The sequence below is a fragment of the Vibrio sp. 1CM8B genome, assembly GCF_023161685.1.
GTDB lineage: Bacteria > Pseudomonadota > Gammaproteobacteria > Enterobacterales > Vibrionaceae > Vibrio > Vibrio coralliirubri.
The window spans coordinates 116666-134678 of sequence record NZ_JALNTU010000001.1 but is presented as its reverse complement, the minus strand read 5'-3'; the positions used below and the strand labels follow the sequence as shown (position 1 = coordinate 134678).

At 44.4% G+C, this 18013-nt stretch carries 13 protein-coding genes; 6 read left to right on the top strand and 7 right to left on the bottom strand.

The annotated features are described in order from the left end of the window. The first annotated feature begins 96 nt into the window (after positions 1-96). Both uxaC and MSG36_RS00550 read left to right on the top strand, forming a co-directional pair. Positions 97-1521 (top strand): glucuronate isomerase, encoded by a 1425-nt coding sequence (uxaC, locus tag MSG36_RS00555; protein WP_248365783.1) that lies wholly within the window; start codon positions 97-99, stop codon positions 1519-1521. A gap of 9 nt (positions 1522-1530) precedes the next feature. Next, complete coding sequence (locus MSG36_RS00550) at positions 1531-3531, top strand: heparinase II/III family protein (RefSeq protein WP_248365782.1); 2001 nt, start codon at positions 1531-1533, stop codon at positions 3529-3531. Between the two features lie 271 nt (positions 3532-3802). Here MSG36_RS00550 and MSG36_RS00545 read toward each other — a convergent pair whose 3' ends face one another. Beyond that, positions 3803-5314, bottom strand: a complete 1512-nt coding sequence (locus MSG36_RS00545) for a DUF1214 domain-containing protein (RefSeq protein WP_248365781.1) — start codon at positions 5312-5314, stop codon at positions 3803-3805. A gap of 67 nt (positions 5315-5381) precedes the next feature. Beyond that, positions 5382-6170, bottom strand: coding sequence for a hypothetical protein (locus tag MSG36_RS00540; protein ID WP_248336118.1), 789 nt, complete (start codon positions 6168-6170; stop codon positions 5382-5384). Between the two features lie 129 nt (positions 6171-6299). Here MSG36_RS00540 and MSG36_RS00535 point away from each other — a divergent pair, with 129 nt between their 5' ends. Beyond that, positions 6300-7226, top strand: coding sequence for a LysR family transcriptional regulator (locus MSG36_RS00535; RefSeq protein WP_248365780.1), 927 nt, complete (start codon positions 6300-6302; stop codon positions 7224-7226). A 38-nt stretch (positions 7227-7264) separates the two neighbouring features. Here the strand turns inward: MSG36_RS00535 and MSG36_RS00530 are convergent, their stop codons facing one another. Further along, the gene (locus MSG36_RS00530) at positions 7265-8182 is read right to left on the bottom strand and encodes a LysR family transcriptional regulator (RefSeq protein ID WP_248365779.1); all 918 of its coding nucleotides are present in this window, start codon (positions 8180-8182) and stop codon (positions 7265-7267) included. Positions 8183-9087: 905 nt separating this feature from the next. On the opposite strand from MSG36_RS00530, the gene MSG36_RS00525 reads away from it, so the two are divergent. Next, complete coding sequence (locus MSG36_RS00525) at positions 9088-9363, top strand: hypothetical protein (RefSeq protein WP_050633040.1); 276 nt, start codon at positions 9088-9090, stop codon at positions 9361-9363. A 115-nt stretch (positions 9364-9478) separates the two neighbouring features. Here MSG36_RS00525 and MSG36_RS00520 read toward each other — a convergent pair whose 3' ends face one another. Together MSG36_RS00520 and MSG36_RS00515 are read right to left on the bottom strand one after the other, a co-directional pair. Beyond that, positions 9479-12088, bottom strand: a complete 2610-nt coding sequence (locus MSG36_RS00520) for a hybrid sensor histidine kinase/response regulator (protein WP_248365777.1) — start codon at positions 12086-12088, stop codon at positions 9479-9481. Then, positions 12081-13310, bottom strand: coding sequence for an acyl-homoserine-lactone synthase (locus MSG36_RS00515; RefSeq protein ID WP_050712378.1), 1230 nt, complete (start codon positions 13308-13310; stop codon positions 12081-12083). The genes MSG36_RS00520 and MSG36_RS00515 overlap by 8 nt, the downstream gene beginning before the upstream one ends. A 667-nt stretch (positions 13311-13977) precedes the next feature. On the opposite strand from MSG36_RS00515, the gene MSG36_RS00510 reads away from it, so the two are divergent. Beyond that, positions 13978-14370, top strand: coding sequence for a cystatin domain-containing protein (locus MSG36_RS00510; protein ID WP_048614685.1), 393 nt, complete (start codon positions 13978-13980; stop codon positions 14368-14370). Between the two features lie 103 nt (positions 14371-14473). Here MSG36_RS00510 and MSG36_RS00505 read toward each other — a convergent pair whose 3' ends face one another. Continuing rightward, positions 14474-15052 carry a hypothetical protein gene (locus tag MSG36_RS00505; protein ID WP_248365775.1) on the bottom strand — a complete coding sequence of 193 codons (579 nt, stop codon included), beginning with the start codon at positions 15050-15052 and terminating at the stop codon, positions 14474-14476. Between the two features lie 215 nt (positions 15053-15267). Beyond that, entirely contained in the window at positions 15268-16866 is a 1599-nt protein-coding gene (locus MSG36_RS00500; protein WP_012600243.1) for an isocitrate lyase, read from the bottom strand. Positions 16867-17007: 141 nt separating this feature from the next. On the opposite strand from MSG36_RS00500, the gene MSG36_RS00495 reads away from it, so the two are divergent. After that, on the top strand, positions 17008-17961 hold the full coding sequence (locus MSG36_RS00495) for a LysR family transcriptional regulator (protein WP_012600244.1): 954 nt from the start codon (positions 17008-17010) through the stop codon (positions 17959-17961). Positions 17962-18013 lie beyond the last annotated feature (52 nt).

Below are 18013 nucleotides of genomic sequence, written 5' to 3'. Positions count from 1 at the left end.
ATATGAACCACCTCGTAGAGGGGTTTTAGGAAACAATTTCATGATTGAATTTTTCCCTAAAGTTCATCAATACAGTTTTTTACAAGAGTTTGAATTATGTCTTCATACATACACAAAGATTTTCTATTGCAGGGGGACACTGCCAAGCGTTTATATCACGATTACGCGGCAGGGCTTCCCATTATTGATTATCACAACCACCTAGATGCCAAAGAGATTTATGACAACCATCAATACGACAATATTGCTCAGGCTTGGTTGAGTTGCGATCACTACTTGTGGCGTGCATTACGAAGTAACGGAGTCGATGAGCATTACATCACAGGTGATGCGAGTGATTATGAAAAGTTTCAAAAGTGGTGTGAGACCATGCCGTATCTTATCGGCAATCCGCTGTATCACTGGTGTCATTTGGAGCTTAAGAGATACTTCGGTCTCGATTTACTACTCAACTCAGAGAATTGCGAGGTTATTTGGCAACACTGTAATCAAAAACTCAGCCAAGAGTCTCACCGATTCCAAAGTCTGCTTAAAGAGAGTCGAGTCGATACCTTGTGCACTACCGATGATCCACTTAGCGATTTGAGGTATCACGATAAACTGAATCGTTCAGAATTTACTGTACAAGTCTTGCCGACATTTCGCGCTGACAGTCTGATTGAAATAGAGAATCAAAGTAGTTTTCAAAAGACACTCGATTCACTGGCGTTCATCAGTGACATTAATATCGTCGATTTTGCAAGCTACGCTCAAGCAATCACGTCTCGTGTGGACTATTTTGCACAGCATAACTGCCGATTATCTGACCTAGGGTTAAAAGTTGTAGATTTTTCACACTATCACCCTGATGTACTTGATCAAGCTATAGCAAAGGTCAAACGTGGTGATGCGCTGAATAGTGAAGAAATCTCGCAGTTTAAGACGGCCGTTTTTGAAGTGCTTGGCAAGGCTTATCATAAGCATGGTTGGTCGATGCAAATTCATATTGGAGTGTTAACTAATGTGAATAAGCGCCGCTTTGATGATCTAGGCGGCGGTACGGGTTTCAGTGTTATCAGTGACAACCCAATTGCAGAAAACCTGAGTCATTTATTGAGTTTGTTAGATCAAGACCGCCAACTCCCTCAGACCATCGTATATAGCCTTAACCCGAAAGATAGCCCTGTACTTGGGTCAATTATAGGCGCCTTTCAAGACAGTGATGCGCAGCCAGGTAAAGTGCAGCTTGGTTCTGCGTGGTGGTTTAACGATCATAAGGCGGGTATGGAAAAACAACTTCAAGACCTAGCAAATTTAGGGGCTCTAGGACGTTTTGTCGGAATGTTAACCGACTCTCGCAGCGTGTTCTCACTCTCTCGTCATGACTATTTTCGTCGCATTCTATGTAACTTACTCGGTAAGTGGGTCGATGACGGGGAATTACCGAATGATGAGCCTTTGCTTAAACAGAGTGTCGAGAATATCTGTTATCAAAACGCCAAACAATACTTCAATTTTCATTCATCTAAAGATTTAGTATAGGTATCCATTATGCTGCAGTTTACCTCTCAGGAAATGGCGGTCATTCGTCAAAATGCCAGCCAAGAGATCATCGAACAAATTATTCATGATAATCAGGTTGTGCTTACTTCAGACACTCTCGTTCCACCTGATGCCCGCGCAACATGGAATTTATATTATTTTTGCCCCACGCATGGGGTTCGCTTAAGTTGGGATAGAGACCGACCCACTGAACATGTATGTCCTGTTGATGGCGAGGTGCTTACTGGGGAACCTTATGACGGTGCATGGTGGCGTTGGCTTAATGGGCTCAATTCGAAAGCGTGTAATGACCTAGGCTTGCTTTGGCACATTACTCAAGACCGCAAATACTTCGAAAAAGTTCGTGAGATCTTATTGGGTTATGCAGAATATTACCCGAATTACGAAGAACATGGCGGTATTCCATATAACGGTCCAGGAAAAGCAAATGCGCAGACTCTCTGTGAAGCGAATTGCAATATTGATTTTGCCCGAGGCTATGATTTCGTTAAAGAGCAGTTGAATACCGAAGAGCAATTGTTCATTGAACAGCGCTTGTTACGTGAAGGCGCTGAGTTCCTGATGCAACATCGAGCTGATCAATTGCATAACCATGAAATGAAGATTTCTGCGACTATTGGCGTGATAGGCTTGATACTTGGTGAGCGAGAATTCATCGACTTTGCGGTGAGCACCCCTTATGGCTTGAAGTATCAGTTAGAGCATGGTGTAAAAGGGGAGGGCTTATGGTTTGAAGGTTCTATCCATTATCATTACTACGCTTTACAAGCACTTCTGAATTTCGAAAAAATGGCATGTAAAACAAGGTACTCACTACAATCGGTGCCAAACTTCCATACCATGTTGGCGTTCCCGCTCAAGCTACTCATCAATACGGGTGACTTTCCACGTCTGAACGATTGTATTGCCGGTCAAGAGAAGTTAACTCATAGCCACCTGTTCGAATTCGGGTATCGCGAGTTCCGAGACCCTTTATTTGCATCGGCGTTACAGAGCATCTATCAAGATAAGCCACGCAACAATATCGACGCGCTGTTGTACGGTGTTGATGCATTACCTGTGGCAGAGCCGCTTATGTGCCAATCTATTCATGCAGAACAATCAGGCGTCACGATCATGCACGATCGAGAGCACGATAACATGCTATTAATTAAGCACTCTCCGTATGGTGGTGAGCATGATCACTATGATCGACTAGGGATGATCATTACTCGAAATGGTAAAGAAATTTTGCCTGATTTGGGAACAACAGGGTACGGTGCTGAACTGCATTACGGGTATTATAAAAATACGGTGACGCACAACACCTTGGCGGTGAATCAGAAGAATCAACCGCCAGCCAACCCTCAAGTGAATACGTTTGTAAAAGAACAGTCCTACACATGGTTAGACACACAAACAGATTGGTGTGGTGAGTTACCGACGGTCGATAGCCATACTATTGTTCAGTGGGATTTAGCCGCGTACAAAGACGTTGTGTTTCGCCGTCAAATTCTGTGGTTAGGGGATGTGGCGATTGAATTCAATACTGCGGAAAACCCTCACCACCAACAACTAGATTTGGTCTGGCATGTCAGAGGGCAACACAGCGCTTTGATGGAGGCACAAGGTTGCGACAATCCACTAGATGGGCCTTTAGCAAGAATGACGAGCTGCCATGAGATGCCTCTTAAAGCGTCCACTAATTTACATTATTCGATTGATGGACAAACCGAATTTAATCAGCAGCTGATAACGGATAGTTCAGCGACTCTGTTGTTGGGGTATGCGCCAGACAACCCTGCAACCAGTGATTTAGCTTACACGATTTTGCGTAGCCAAGAAGCGGTTCTTAAAGTTGCCACGGTACATAACTTGACGCAAAACGATGAGGTTCGAGTTTCTGATATCGAGTGGCGAACGGACGTTATCAATTTAAGGTTGGTAAGAAATGGAGTGGCACAATCTATTTCAATTAACCAAGAAACGGGTGTTACTTTATTCGTTTGATCGAACAACAATATTAAAGAATTGTAACTCGCTGAATTTTACGAGTTCACCCCAAAATAAAAATCCCCTCAAGAACCTTTCTTAAGGGGATTTTTTATCAGTCGTTGATTAGCTTGTTAGCCGTTAGCCATCTACTCTTCATCTTTGGTTAGGTTCCTAAGACGATACCCTTGGTTTTTACAATTTGGCCAAAGTAAAAAAGAGGAGCATTGAGGCTCCTCTTTTATCGTAGGTCGTAAAGGGCTTAATCGTTAGTACATAGACTTAACGGCTAGTCCACACGCTTAAAGTTAGGCAGTAAGGTTTCTGGCTGCTGCGCTACAAATGCTTTACTTGGTGAGTATGCGCGGAAGTAAACAAACCAGTTTTCGTCTTCTCGAGTTTGCACCCAGTTAGCCTCATTAACGCCCGCTGGCTTAGTTGGTGAAAAGTGGAAGGTGTAATTGCCTTGTGCATCTTTAACTGTCCCTTCAATGTTAGAACCCACGTCGGCACGCTCAATATCGTTGTCGATGATGGCGCGGTTCTCTACGTTGTAGACTGTAATTGTCCAGAACAAATCGGCGAAATTTACATCTCCATCTAGCGTCAAAGTATAGTGGTTACTGCCATTTAGCCCTTTGCCATTGTCGTCACGGTAGTTGTCTAGGTAGATCTGACCCCAGCCGCCATTTTCAAAACCGTGCATTGCTACGTCGTTAGTTACAGCTTCATAGAACCAAGCTGCACGTCCATCGAGATCCATACCGTAGTAACGATCTTGGTTTGGTGTTGAAGCCGTCGCGACTTCCCAAAAGTTGCCTTCTTTACCGTAAGCTGCGTGTGGCAAGCGTTCTGTTTTGTTGAAGTCGATATTCTTAACCATAGCTTCCCCCATAACTACAGCTTGCTCTAAGATTTCACGCTGCTGACCTGATGGTTCAAACGTCTTACCTTTCTCAATACCCAGTGGGCGTAGCATGTCGTGCATCATGCGATCACGCTCTGCTACTGGTTCTGCTTGAATGGCTTCATTCAACGTATTCCAAAATGCCATACCTCTTGGGTGTTTGGCATCTTCACCACGCTCAGGGAAGTTTACGCCGTTATCACTCAGTGGCTTGCCGTTAAGGTCGGTAATTTTCAGGGCCTCTAAGTCTTTCATACGTTGCTGGTCTGAATTTGCCATTAAGCGAACGCCGAAGAAAACATAGTTGGTGTCTGACTCAAAAACCTTAGCGCCTTTTGGCAGGTTGCTCGGTGTTTCAGACCCTTTGGCTTTTACCACGTAGATGCCCGGCTCAGTCATCTGAGAAATACCGATTTGCCACATAGTGTGTACTGCGCCGCGCAGTTCATTTGTGGGGATTTCTATAATAACGGGCTCTTTTTCTACGTTAAACCAAGTAATCGCGTAAGGCGTAGAGGTGTTGTAAGTTAAGCCTCCTAGCTTAGATTCATGAGACTCAACATAAGTAATTTGACCATCCTCTGCACCCATGTCGGCATAGGCTTGTTTCCATGCGTAGTTTGACACCAAAGGGACGGACCAAATGTAAGCTTGTGACGCGCGTTGATAGTCCATCAGTTCGAACAGTTTTGCTGAGCTTTCTTGTGTTGGAATACCATGAAGAAAGTCGGTTTCGAAAGTGAAGTCTCCCGCACGTGTTTGAAGGGTTTCTGTTGGGTTATCGTTTCCAGCAATCGCCGTTGCTGAAAACAAGGCTGTTAAAGAAACGAGCATCGCTGTTGATCGCAGTGGATGTGTGAAAGTACCGGTAAGGGCTTTAGATATCATGTTCATAATGTGTCCTCAAAACTTAAACTTATTCGTTCAAGCGAAACCGGCTCGTTAAAGCCGAAATCACTACTTAAAATTGGTAGTTAAATTCGATGCGGTGATCACCGTCTTCGATACTGGTGTTTTCTGTCCAGTTTGCGAAATAACGAACGTTGGCTCTAGGATTGATTTGATAGCTCGCTGCAAATTCATGTGCGAGTACTGAATCATTGCCCTCAAACCCAAAATCTTTGAACGTTGAAGACCCTGACATTGTGCCTAAATACATGGGGTTGTAGTTCAACCAAACCTTATCGGTAAGTTGCATTTTTGCGTACATACCCGCCACGTAGAAAGTACCGTGCATGTTGTAGCGGTCGCGAAGCTGATCGGCGTCGAGATCGCCTCCAGTGCCTTCAACCAACTCTTCACCAGCAGCAACACCGACACCCGCAAGTGGGTAGAAATTAAACATGCCCATTTGTGGTAATGCCTGAATAAAGCTATAAGACGCGCTACCTTGGTTGCTATCGAAATCCCAAGACATATCAACTTGAGTACCTCGACCGTTGGTTAGGTCTACTCCAAAGTTTCTAAAGCGGATCGAGTCAATACTGTCGTCGGCACCTCGGTTGTTCCAACCAACAGCTTCACCAGCGATGCCTTTGATTTCGAAGACATTCATGCCCATGGTTGTGTCGCTGCCTGTGTCGTAGGTTTGTCCTACTTTGAGGTTTAAGCCTTTATCTGTGTAGCCGAAGCCAGCTTGTGTGTAGACCGCCAATGGGTCTGACATGTCTTGAACTTCTGTTTCTTCAGCGATAACACCGCTGGCCAACAAAAGAGGAGTTAGGGAAAGGATAGAACGTTGTAATAACATAGCTGCCTCATAGAATTATCTCACTACATCCGTGTACATCGTGAAGGTGGGACAACTATACAAAGTGGACTTTGTTAAGTTAATTCATATAAACTTAACCATTCGTTAAGCAATACTTTATGGTTAGCTATGAAACTGAACAACGTCGACCTGAATTTATTGAAAGTGTTTGTGGTGGTATATCAAGAGAAGAGCTTGCGAAAAGCCGCTGAGAAGCTGTTTGTTTCGACACCTGCCGTTAGCCAAAGCATCAAGAAGCTTAAGGAGTCTCTAGGTGAAGAATTGTTTGTGTTGTCCCATAAGCAGTTTTTGCCAACCCCTTATTCAGACAACCTGTATCGACGAGTTTTTCCTTTATTGGACGGGCTATTCACGGCGATAGAAGAAGGAAAGCAGTTTAATCCTGCGGATTTAAGCGAAGATTTCAAGATAGAGGCAAACCCTCATATCCTGCCTTGGTTGACGCCCGCTCTTTTTCATAAGCTATCAATAGAAAGTCCATTTTCAAGGCTGATCAGTCATACGAGTTCCCAAAATTCTTTAGAAAGGCTCAAAAGTGACGAGGTTGATTTTGTCATTCACTTTGAAGCTGAGAATTTGCCTGCTGAGATCATTGCTGTACCGCTCGTGAACTTAAAGTTTGTATTGGCAGTGAGAGAAGATCATCCTTTCAAGGCGTCCATCGCAACGATTGATGATTTGTTGTCGTTTCCATTTGCTCACGTTGACCTTGCTTATTTCGACCAAAACAAACATTCGCGGTTGGAAGAGGAAGTATTAAGCCAAGGTAAGACAATTAACATGGCACTGCGAACGACTTCTATTGTTGGGTTAATTGAAACGATCAAGCACTCCAATATTATCGCTCCTTGTATGCCTCCGGTGATTGAACAACATAAAGGCGTATTGCGCTCAATCGCGATTGAGGGGTTGGAAGAGGGCCCCGAGGAGATGGAGGTGTTCGCCTATCTTCATAAGAAAAACCAGCACTCAGCCAAATACAAATGGCTGCTGGATTTGATTGAAACGGCGATGGCAGAGGCTAATCACCAGTAAGAGCTAGCTTTGTTTTTCAACTTTTAGAGATGCGGTAACTAACCTCTGAATACCTCTTCGATACACGATTCCAACCAGCGCATTTTCGGTTGATTGCGATGTTTACGCCCGATAGTCATGCCAATATCGCCATTTGGTATATTGGGCATATGAGGAAACTGCACAAAGGAAAATTCATCTGAAAGCGAATTAGCCAGTAGTTTTGAGCATGGGAATAATACGTCGCTCTGTTTCACTATAGACAATAAGCTGTGTAAGTAAGTCGAACGTATTTTGACCTCAGTCTTGATGCCGACATCGGCTAACACGTTTGGTGCTAACGCAATATTGTCGTTCCAATCACTGACGACCAAGCTCGCTAATTGCAAAGGTTCTTGCTGGTCACTTTTCAATAATGTGTTGGCAAGTGGGTGGCCTGTGCGGCAAACCAATACAAAATCATCACTTGCGATACGTTTCTGGTATACCTGTTTAGATAGTTCTAATGGGTAATAATTGACCCCTAAATCAACCTCGCCAGAGGTGATCAAATCCAACGTATGGGCACCCCAATCCACAATGTTCACTTTCACCTTCGGCGCCTGTGTTAACAATATTTGAGTTAGCTTTGCGGAGATGCTGTTGGCAATAAATCCGTTAATCGCGATGTTCACAGTGCCATCAAACTGAGCAACATCAAATTCAGACTTTGGTTCAAGTACTTGTTCTAACTGCAGCAATACCGGTAACAAGGTCTGCTTAATTTCAAGCAACTTGGCGGTCGGTTCTAGGCCATGTTGTGAGCGTATAAACAACTCATCGTTAAAGTACTCACGTAGCTTTTGTAGTGAACGACTGATAGAGGGTTGGCTTGTAAACAACAGATCTGAAGCCTTGCGTGTATTCTTTACCTCAACCAACACCTTCAATACTTTAAGTAAATTGAGGTCTAGTTGTTTAAAGCGGTTACTCATCATCGCGAGACTCCATCATCGAAACTGTTGAGATATACCCATATTGTATATCTTGATTTCATATAATCAATTGGAGTATATCACGCAGCATCTACATACTGAGCTCATCGAAACAAACACGAGAAACTATTATGAAGAAAACGACGTTAGTGACGCTATTGGCGTTAACTGCATTTGGCGTAACGGCCGCAGACAATAACAGCTCAGCGGTTTATGACCACGCGGCTATCGGTGGTGTTAATTGGGATAACTATCCTGAAGCGGAGTCTGACTGGAACTTCCTTGGCCTGCAAAACAAAGTGGGTGTTAACCATTGGCTGCACGCTGACCCAGTATCCAAAGACGCGCAAACGGTGATTCGCTCAAATCGTGATGTCGTTTATTCAACTATGGTTGTGGATGTATCAGAAGGCGCAACATTCCATGTGCCAGGCGAAGACAACGATTACTTCCAGATTATTCATATCATGGACGAAAATCATCTTGTGCATAAAGTGGTTCGCCGAGGTGAAACACTTCACCTAACGGCAGATGATTTGACGACCGGAACTCATGTTCATGTGCTAGCAAGAACGCGTATAGCAGATTCTATTGAAGACACTAAGCGCCGTCAGAGTTTACTTTCTATCAAAGCGAACTCTAACAAGCCTTATCAGGGCAAAGGCTATAACCCAAGTGACGTTGAAAACTACCGACTGAAACTTATTAATAACGTGATGCAACACGGCGCGCCTATTGAAGGGTTAAAGGGATTTGGTGCGACTTTGGATGACGTAGAAGACCACCACTTCAAATACGTGACGGCATTTGGTTATGCTGGGTTACCTGCAGACACTGCGCAGTATCTAGAGCGTGTTCCTGGCCAAGGTAAAACAACGTGCCAAGAGTGGACGATTCCAACGCCAAATTTGGACTTTGAGGGGCGCGGTGGTTACTACTCTCTAACCACTTATGGAGCGGATGGTTGGATCGACTCTGAGCACTTCTATGCTTCTGGTGAATCCATGCGTGATAACGGTGATGGCACAGTGTCTGTCACATTCAATTGTGGTACCGGTACAGCTTATGATTTTGAAGTGTCTGAAGGTTGGGCTGGTGTATTACGTTTGTACGAGCCAGTCGATGTGAATGAAACTTTGGAATACATGGAGACGCTGCGTCAGATTGAGATTAAAGAGCTTTAATATCTTTTCTAATGGCTGAAATGTTCCCAAATAAAAATCCCCTCAAGAACCTTTCTTGAGGGGATTTTTTATCAGTCGTTGATTAACTTGTTAGCCATTAGCCATTAGCCATTAGCTACTCTTCACTTTCGGTTTCTTTGGGAGCATTCGACGCCCAGCCTTTTTCAAGCCAGTTATCGAGCACGTGTTGCAGCGCGTTCAAAGAGGTTGGTTTCTCTAGGCGACCATCCATCAACTTGCTGATCATATCTAACTCGTGCTGTCCTGATTCGCCAGACAAAGCAATGATTGGCGTTTGAGGAGAGCGTGCCTTGATGATTTGGCTTGCGTCAAAACCATTCATTATCGGCATTTGTACGTCCATTAAGATCAAATCGACCTTGTGTGTTTTGAACAGCTCGACGGCATTCTCGCCGTTTTTAGCTTGTAAGCTATTTACGCCAAGTCGACTCAGGTACATCTGAACAAGCGTGCGTTGCACTTCTTTATCATCGACGATAAGCACGGTTGGAGCCAAATGGTTCTCTGGGGTTAGCGCACTTGTTGGTTCTGAACTTTGCGTTTTCGCTTGGTTATCTGGCTTAGCTTCTGCGTTGGTTTTGTTTTCAGTTGCGTTTTGATTACTTTTCCAATCATTGAAGTAAGGCGTACGAAGTGCGTCTGCTTTGGGTGCATTGGGTACCACCGGGAAGTACAGGTGGAATTCAGTAAATTCCCCAAGTTTAGAGTGGCACTCAACTCGGCCGCCAAATGAACGCATCACTCGTTGGCAATAACCGAGTCCTAGGCCGCTACCACCACTTTTTTGGTACGAGAAGAAATCATCAAAAATTTTATGCGTAATGGCTTCGTCAATGCCGGGGCCAGTATCTCGGAATATCAGAACGTTCTCGTAAAGTCCGGTGTTGGTGCTGATCTCAATTTGGCTTTCTGGGTAAGAATCAAAGTAATAGATTGCATTGCGTATCAGGTTGAAAATGACGAAGTTGAATAAGGTTTCATTCAGCTTTGCTACAAAATCAGCGTGTTGTGGTAAACGAATGCGTTCAATGATCTTTTCATTCTCAAAACCATAGTGGCTTACGGCTTGATCCACGGCTTTGTGGATAGAGGTCATGGTCACAGGGCCGTGTTCAGGCGTACTGTCACTGACTTCGCGCAGGATAATATCAATCAGTTGTCGCCCGCGTTGAATCGCCGCTTGGCCATTCTCAATATCCTTTAGGATTTGTTTAGCTGGGGCTTGGTTATCAATGTGCTGTTTTAACACCTCAAAATGCAGCTGCACTTGAGCCAGCGGGTTACGCATTTCGTGTGCGATAGAATTAGCTAGAGCGCGACTTTGGCGAATGCGTCTATCGGCTTCAATGGTGCTTTGAACACGAGTTAACAAGGTTTGCAGTGCAGAGATCTCTTCGTTAGAGAACATCTTATCGTTGCTCTTGTGTGACGAGACCAATAAGTGCGTGACCGATTTCCCCTGACCAAATAAAGGCATCACCAAAGCGGTGTCGTTTGAACTCATCTTGTCATACAGGGCTTTTATCGAGCGCTTAGCTGGCGCGGTGTAATCAAGCTCCTGAGACAGCTCATCGAACACTAAAACGGACTTGTTGGTAGACAGATAATCTTCGTAGAAGGTTTCGTTGTAGTTGCTGTTCACCAGACGCAGCTTGTCTTCAGGGATCTGCAGTAGGCTGCCTAATCGACGCATTGCATCATCAATCGACAGCTTGAAATCGTCTTCTAGTGAGAGGATCTGTTGTACTGGCGTTTTCTTGTTGCCGTAGACAAAGAACGAGGCGTAGTGGCTTACGCGTTTGTAGAGAACATGCCAAGTGATGCCGATAATCGCACAGATTGGGATAGCAACGAGCCATTGACTGTCGTCTGTCAGCGGGATAAATATCGCGCCAAAAGGGATCACCAAAATAGCACAAACCAACATCGCATTTAGGCTCATGTACGCCAGGTATTTCACGCTGTAGAAGCGTGAGGTCAGCAGGGCATAGCCAACGAACAACATTTCACTTATCGACAAAGCTGGTGGCAGCCAAGTGAGCGAGAAATCACGCAAGAAGTAGGTCATGCCTAGGTGGATCGTCGCAGTAGACAGCATGAAGACTAATATGCCTGCGATCATGTAGTTGGTTTTAGCTAAGGTCAGCTTGCTGCTGTTGGCGCGCATGGCCACTAGGTTGAGCAGTGTCAGGATAACAAAGCTAATCATCCCAATGAAGAAGTACGGCGTATGCGGGCCAAACTCAATCACGAACTGGCTTGGGCCTGCAATGGTGACGTGTTCAACGGTTAACCCCGGACTTAAATTGATAAAGAAGGAGTAGACGGTTAAGGTGACGAAAATGGCTTGTTGCCACACATGAACCTTACCGTTACGTTGTTCGGCGGCGAGTTTACACGAGAAGTAATAGGCAAAGGCAAACGCAAAGAATGAGGCGAGGTTGGCAAACTTTGCGGCGAACACGGCGGCCGAGGCCCCAAGCTCTGGTAATAAGTCGGTATGGAAATAAGCGTTACTGCTGATCCACGCAACAATGCAGATCGAATACGCGATGTAAGGGGCATGGTGTGTCCCCGCGATCACTTCGTTCTTCTGTTTCAGGCGATAGCAGTAATAGAACAACCACATGACAACCACAGCCACGGTTGCAAGCAGTGTGATTGCTTTTGCATAGATGATCGCCTCTAGGCCGAAATCAAACATGTTCATCCTTTTTCACCGAGCTAGTTTTTCCTGCCGAGCGCGACTTTTCTAATGACTTTCTGCTCTCTCGCACTGCGCGTTTGTAGCTCCGAAAATCGATATTATTGAACGCTTTTACCATCATCTCGAAATTCCAGAACCCTCGATAAATTGTTGTGCCATCATCATTTAATTCGCAATACCCAGCATGGAAGTACGCATTCGAATCAATGGTTTGATAAAACTGAAGCATGAAAGGTTGCTCGATAATAGTGAAGCCAATCTTATAGCCTATTTGGTGTAACACACTCATCAGCTCTTTTTGAGCAAGGTAGAGGAAATAGAGCTTTTGTTGGGTATTGCCACTGACTGTCAGACGCAACACTTCACATAGGGCATTTTTGTCGGACAATTGTAACTGGAATTGTTGGTCAAATTCTGGGAGAGAGTAACATTTTGACAGTGTAGGCGGTGTGAAAAGTTGTAACCCTGAGAGTTCATCGTAGCCGTAATTGGGTAAACAGTATTGCCATTGCTCATTGCTGAACGGCGGTGCGTAGCTTAGCCAAGTGTCATTCTTAGACCAGTCTTGAATCAGCGCAGAGGAAACCAGTGTTGGAAAGGCTTCATCGACTGGATGTTTGAGCAGAATAAAATGCTTACCTGCCTGAGAAAGGTGTAATAAAGGCAGCATCTCAAACCATTTTTCACCCTTGATGAATACCTCAAGGTTGCTTAAAGCAATGGCATCGCTGATTGGCATTCCCTGTGGGTGACTCGGTGTTTGTACCAAAAGTGGCTCATGTTCTATCTGTTCGATGATCGCACCGTAATAAGCACTGTCATTGATAGGGAGGTCGACATGAGAAATGGAGCTTGGATTTAATGGAGATTTTGCTTTGATCGCAGCAATTTCACACTCACACCAGAAATCTAGCCAATGCATATAGCACTGCCCTACGGCCTGCTCTAGAAGAGCAATCTCTGCAGATAGTGTATTTGGATAGCGCAGAATCAGATCGCGGTAGTCCATCACCTCAAACAATACAGAGTAGCTTTTGTTTTGATGCTCTGGGAAAAGCAATTCTAACTGGCTTCTACGATATTCAGTCACGTTTTGAAAAAGCTCAGTGCGCTGTTGTGGCTGATAAGTGCTGATGACGAGCTCTATCAGCGCTCGCTGTTTTATTTCGATAGACAGACTGCTAGCCAACAGTGAGCCTAAAGACGACGTTAATTTCATGTTTAACCTAGCCTAGGTTTATATAATTATTTTTATTTGATCTGTACTATCTATAGGACACTGATTTTAGGTATGTGTTTGAAGTTACGTTACTTTGAGAGAGCCAATCGTAACTTTACTTGTGTCTATGGTGTGAGAAGTAAGTTGCATAATCGGGCGAGATTTTACTACTTGCACTCACCCTTAACAATAAAGATTTGCCATATTTGAATGAATTCACAGATGAACAAAATACATTATTATCAACAACTTGTAGGGTTGGATCACAGTTTTAAAATCAGACATGATTAAGCCGAGCATAAACTTTTGAATTTATAAAATAATTTCAAATATCTATTTTTTGAACCAATATCATAATCCACATCAAGATGAGCTCATCTTATTAATCGTAATGGGAATGTTTTGGGTGTGAAGCATGTAATTAACTGATTAATTGTGCCTTTCTTATACTCGCCTATTCTCTCGCTACCCATTTTAATGTTCTAAATATCAGGTGGATAAACGAAGGGCTCCAGCGCACGGTTTGTTTTCCTGACAATCTCCTGTGTTTATAGAGTAGTTACACCATAATCTCTGATTAAGTGATGACATTCGAGGTTTAAGCTTGCCTGAATATGAAACATTATTGCGAGTAATCCCTCGTAAATGATTGAGGTAGAGAGAATTTATGAAGAAAGTACGATTAACATCATTACTTGGAATAGCAACCTTGTTTAGTGTCGTGGCGTTAGCTGGGTGTAGTCAGAAATCAGAGGTACCAACTCAACCACAAGAGAATGCGAACCCTATCTGCAGTACTAAAAACCTGACGGGTGGTTGGTCGCAAAGTGAGATTACACCAGAAGCTAAGCAAGCTTTAAACGCAGTTCTTGGTCAAATGAACACTTCAGCTGAGCTCAAGCAGATCCTGAGTGTGCGAACTCAGGTTGTCGCGGGTTTGAATTACGCTATTGAGTTTGAAATGGATAATGGTGAAGTGTGGAACACCATCGTTTACCGTTCTCTACAAGGTGACATCGAAATGACGCAACCTGCACAGAAAGGTCTTCTGTGCTCATAGCCTAGATGCGCCTGTATCTTGTGAGATAGGCTGATAGTAAATAAAAATGGCTCCGTATTGGGAGCCATTTTTGTTTTTAAGAAGACTGATTCACTGAACGATTTCAGTCGGCCAGCTCGGGCTCAGCTAACTCTTGAACACAAGCACGGCTGATGTCTTCGTCAATGTAGGCCATACCAAGTTTATTGAGGTAGTCCATGCGATCGGCAGTGCGAAGCTCGATATCAGGGCCTGCAATGTTGTTGGCTTGATAAATTTCAGTGAGATGAGACATGAATTGCTCGCCCACACTCATCATCAATAGGCTCATTGCGCCTACGTCCGGTCTTACTTTAGCACGTTGCTTTTCCGATAGATCTACCGCTAATACGATAGGTTGTTCTTCACCTTCGAATCGAACGCCTCGCTCACGAACGGTTTGTTGAGCCCAGTAATACGCCAGTTCTTTACTCTGAGTGAGAAATACTGGCTCAACCGATTCGGTATAGTTGTTGCCGATGGTCGCCATGGTTTTTGAAGCGGCTTCGTTGAGCGCTTTGTCACCAGAGCGTTTTAGGCCTTGGCCTTGAATAGAAGCTAATAAAGCTGAAGATGTGCCGTGATACCAAGTATCACCCGTCGCGAAACCATTCTCTGATAACAGTGTTTTTGCATCTTGTAGGTGTGTAGGTATTGAAGTCATAGGCACTCTCAACAAATAAGAATCTCAAAAAATAACAATGTGGTTAGCTTAAACAGAAGTTGTTCGGTTAACCGTGGTGTGGAACACAAATCTGAGGCTTTGAGATAAAGCTGGCAGTACAAGCTTTATCTCAAAGCCTTCCCCCGGATCTTACCTAAGTAAGAGAGAAGGACGGGGGAGGCTTTAGCGTTAGCGACTAATCAAAGTGCTAGCGATTAATCAAATTGGTTCGATGTATTCGCTTCACCTGCAGCTTTTAGTGCGTTCTCACCAGCAAAGTACTCTTTGTGGTCATCACCCATGTCTGAACCAGACATGTTTTGGTGTTTAACACATGCGATGCCTTGGCGGATTTCTTTACGTTGAACATTCGCAACATAACCCAACATGCCTTGGTCGCCGAAGTACTCTTTCGCTAGGTTGTCAGTAGACAGCGCAGCAGTGTGGTAAGTCGGTAGAGTAATCAAGTGGTGGAAAATACCCGCTTCACGTGATGCGTCTGCTTGGAATGTACGGATCTTCTCGTCAGCGCTTGCAGAAAGTTCAGTTTCATCGTATTCCGCGCTCATTAGGCTTGCACGGTCGTAAGCTGAAACATCTTTACCTTCTGCTACCATCGCATCGTAAGCCTGTTGACGGAAGTTTAGCGTCCAGTTGAATGATGGAGAGTTGTTGTAAACCAGTTTCGCATTAGGGTGAACTTCACGTACGCCGTCCATCATCTCTTTGATTTGACCGATGTGTGGCTTCTCAGTCTCAATCCAAAGTAGGTCAGCACCCGCGTTGATTGCTTCGATACAGTCAAATACACAACGGTCTTCACCAGTACCTTGGCGGAATTGGTATAAGCCTGAAGGTAGACGCTTAGGTCGAACTAGCTTGCCGTCACGGTTGAAGCAAACGTCGCCTTCAGCCATATCAGCAACATCAATCTCTTCAACATCTAGGTATGAGTTGTAGATGTCACCTTGGTCGCCCGGCTCTTTCACTACTGCGATTTCTTTTGTTAGGCCAGCACCTTGTGAATCGGTACGAGCAACGATGATGCCGTTGTCGATGCCTAGCTCAAGGAAAGCGTAACGAAGCGCACGAAGTTTCGCGTGGAAGTCAGCGTGTGGAACCGTTACTTTGCCGTCTTGGTGACCACATTGTTTTTCATCGGCTACTTGGTTTTCGATTTGTAGACAACAAGCACCCGCTTCAATCATCTGCTTAGCCATTAGGTAAGTCGCTTCTGCGTTACCGAAACCAGCATCGATATCGGCAATGATTGGTACTACGTGTGTCACGTGGTTGTCGATTTTGTCTTGGATACGATCTTGTAGGTTCACATCGCCCGCTTCACGCGCAGCGTCTAGCTCACGGAATAAACCACCCAGTTCACGAGCATCGGCTTGGCGTAGGAAGGTGTATAGCTCTTCTACTAGGCCAGCAACGGAGGTTTTCTCATGCATAGATTGGTCTGGAAGTGGACCAAAGTCTGAGCGAAGTGCAGCAACCATCCAACCAGAAAGGTATAGGTAACGACGGTCAGTCTTGCCATCAAAGTGCTTCTTAATAGAAATCAGCTTTTGTTGGCCGATGAAACCATGCCAGCAACCCAGAGACTGAGTGTATTGAGAGCTGTCTTCGTCGTAAGCCGCCATGTCTGCACGCATGATATCTGCCGTGTATTGCGCAATATCCAGACCTGTTTTGAATTTGTTTTGAGCTCGCATACGAGCAGCAGATTCAGGGTTAATTGCATCCCATGGAGCACCAGCAGCGCTTTTTGCAACTTCAATCATTTCGATATCTTGTGTAATTTGCGACATAACTATTCCTTAGTTTCACGTGGACATGTTGGCCAATTTGGCGAGGTCATTTGATTTGGATTAAATCTAACCATGGACAAATAATAATCATGTATGTGATAATTTTGTTAATTTATAGTTATTATATTCGGTATTTTTCTTATGAATATTGCTCGTATAGACCTTAATTTACTTGTGTATTTAGACATGTTGCTACGTGAAAGAAACGTTACACGAGCGGCAAATCAATTGGGTATTACTCAGCCAGCCATGAGCAATGGCCTTCGCCGATTACGTGATCTGTTTGAAGACCCGCTATTAGTAAGAACAAGTGAAGGGATGATACCGACTGAACGCGCGCATAAGTTGCAGCCACTGATTCGAAACATCTTGGCGAATGTAGAGAAGACACTGCAGCCGACCACAGAGTTTAATGCAGAAGACAGTGAACGCGTGTTTCGTATCATGGCGAGTGACTATGCAGAGTCGACCATTATTCAACCTCTTCTGAAAAGGCTAAGTGAGATCGCACCGAAAATACGACTGGATATCATGACGCCAAGTGACGTGAGTTATCAGGATGTAGAGCAAGGTACCGTTGATATAATTATCAACCGATTTGACGATATTCCTCAGTCGTTTCACCAGATGAGCCTTTGGCACGACGGGTTTTCTTGCCTATTTAGTTGTGATAACCCGATAGCCGACAATTTCGATATTTTGTCTTATCTAAAGGCGCAACATATTTGGGTAAGTAAGACGGGTATGGGAACGGGAGTGGGAATAAACCCAAGTGAAGCACAAAAGCTTGGTTGGATAGATGAGGCATTAATGCGCATCGGTAAAACCCGTAACATCACGGTGTTTACACGACACTATTTGTCGGCGATTCTCTTCGCTCAACAGAAAAACCTGATCCTGACTATTCCTACCAAAGCGGCTCAACTGCAGCGCAATAACCCTAGATTGTTGATCAAGCCTGCGCCATTTGCGATTGAACCCTTTGAGGTGAAGATGGCGTGGAGTCCATTGTTACAAACCAATCCAGACCATCAGTGGATGCGTCGTTTGATTAAAAGTGTCGCCAATGAAATCGAGAGTGGAGTGACGGAATAACACAGTTTGTAGGGTATTTTTTATATGAATATCCAATATAACCGGCATAAAT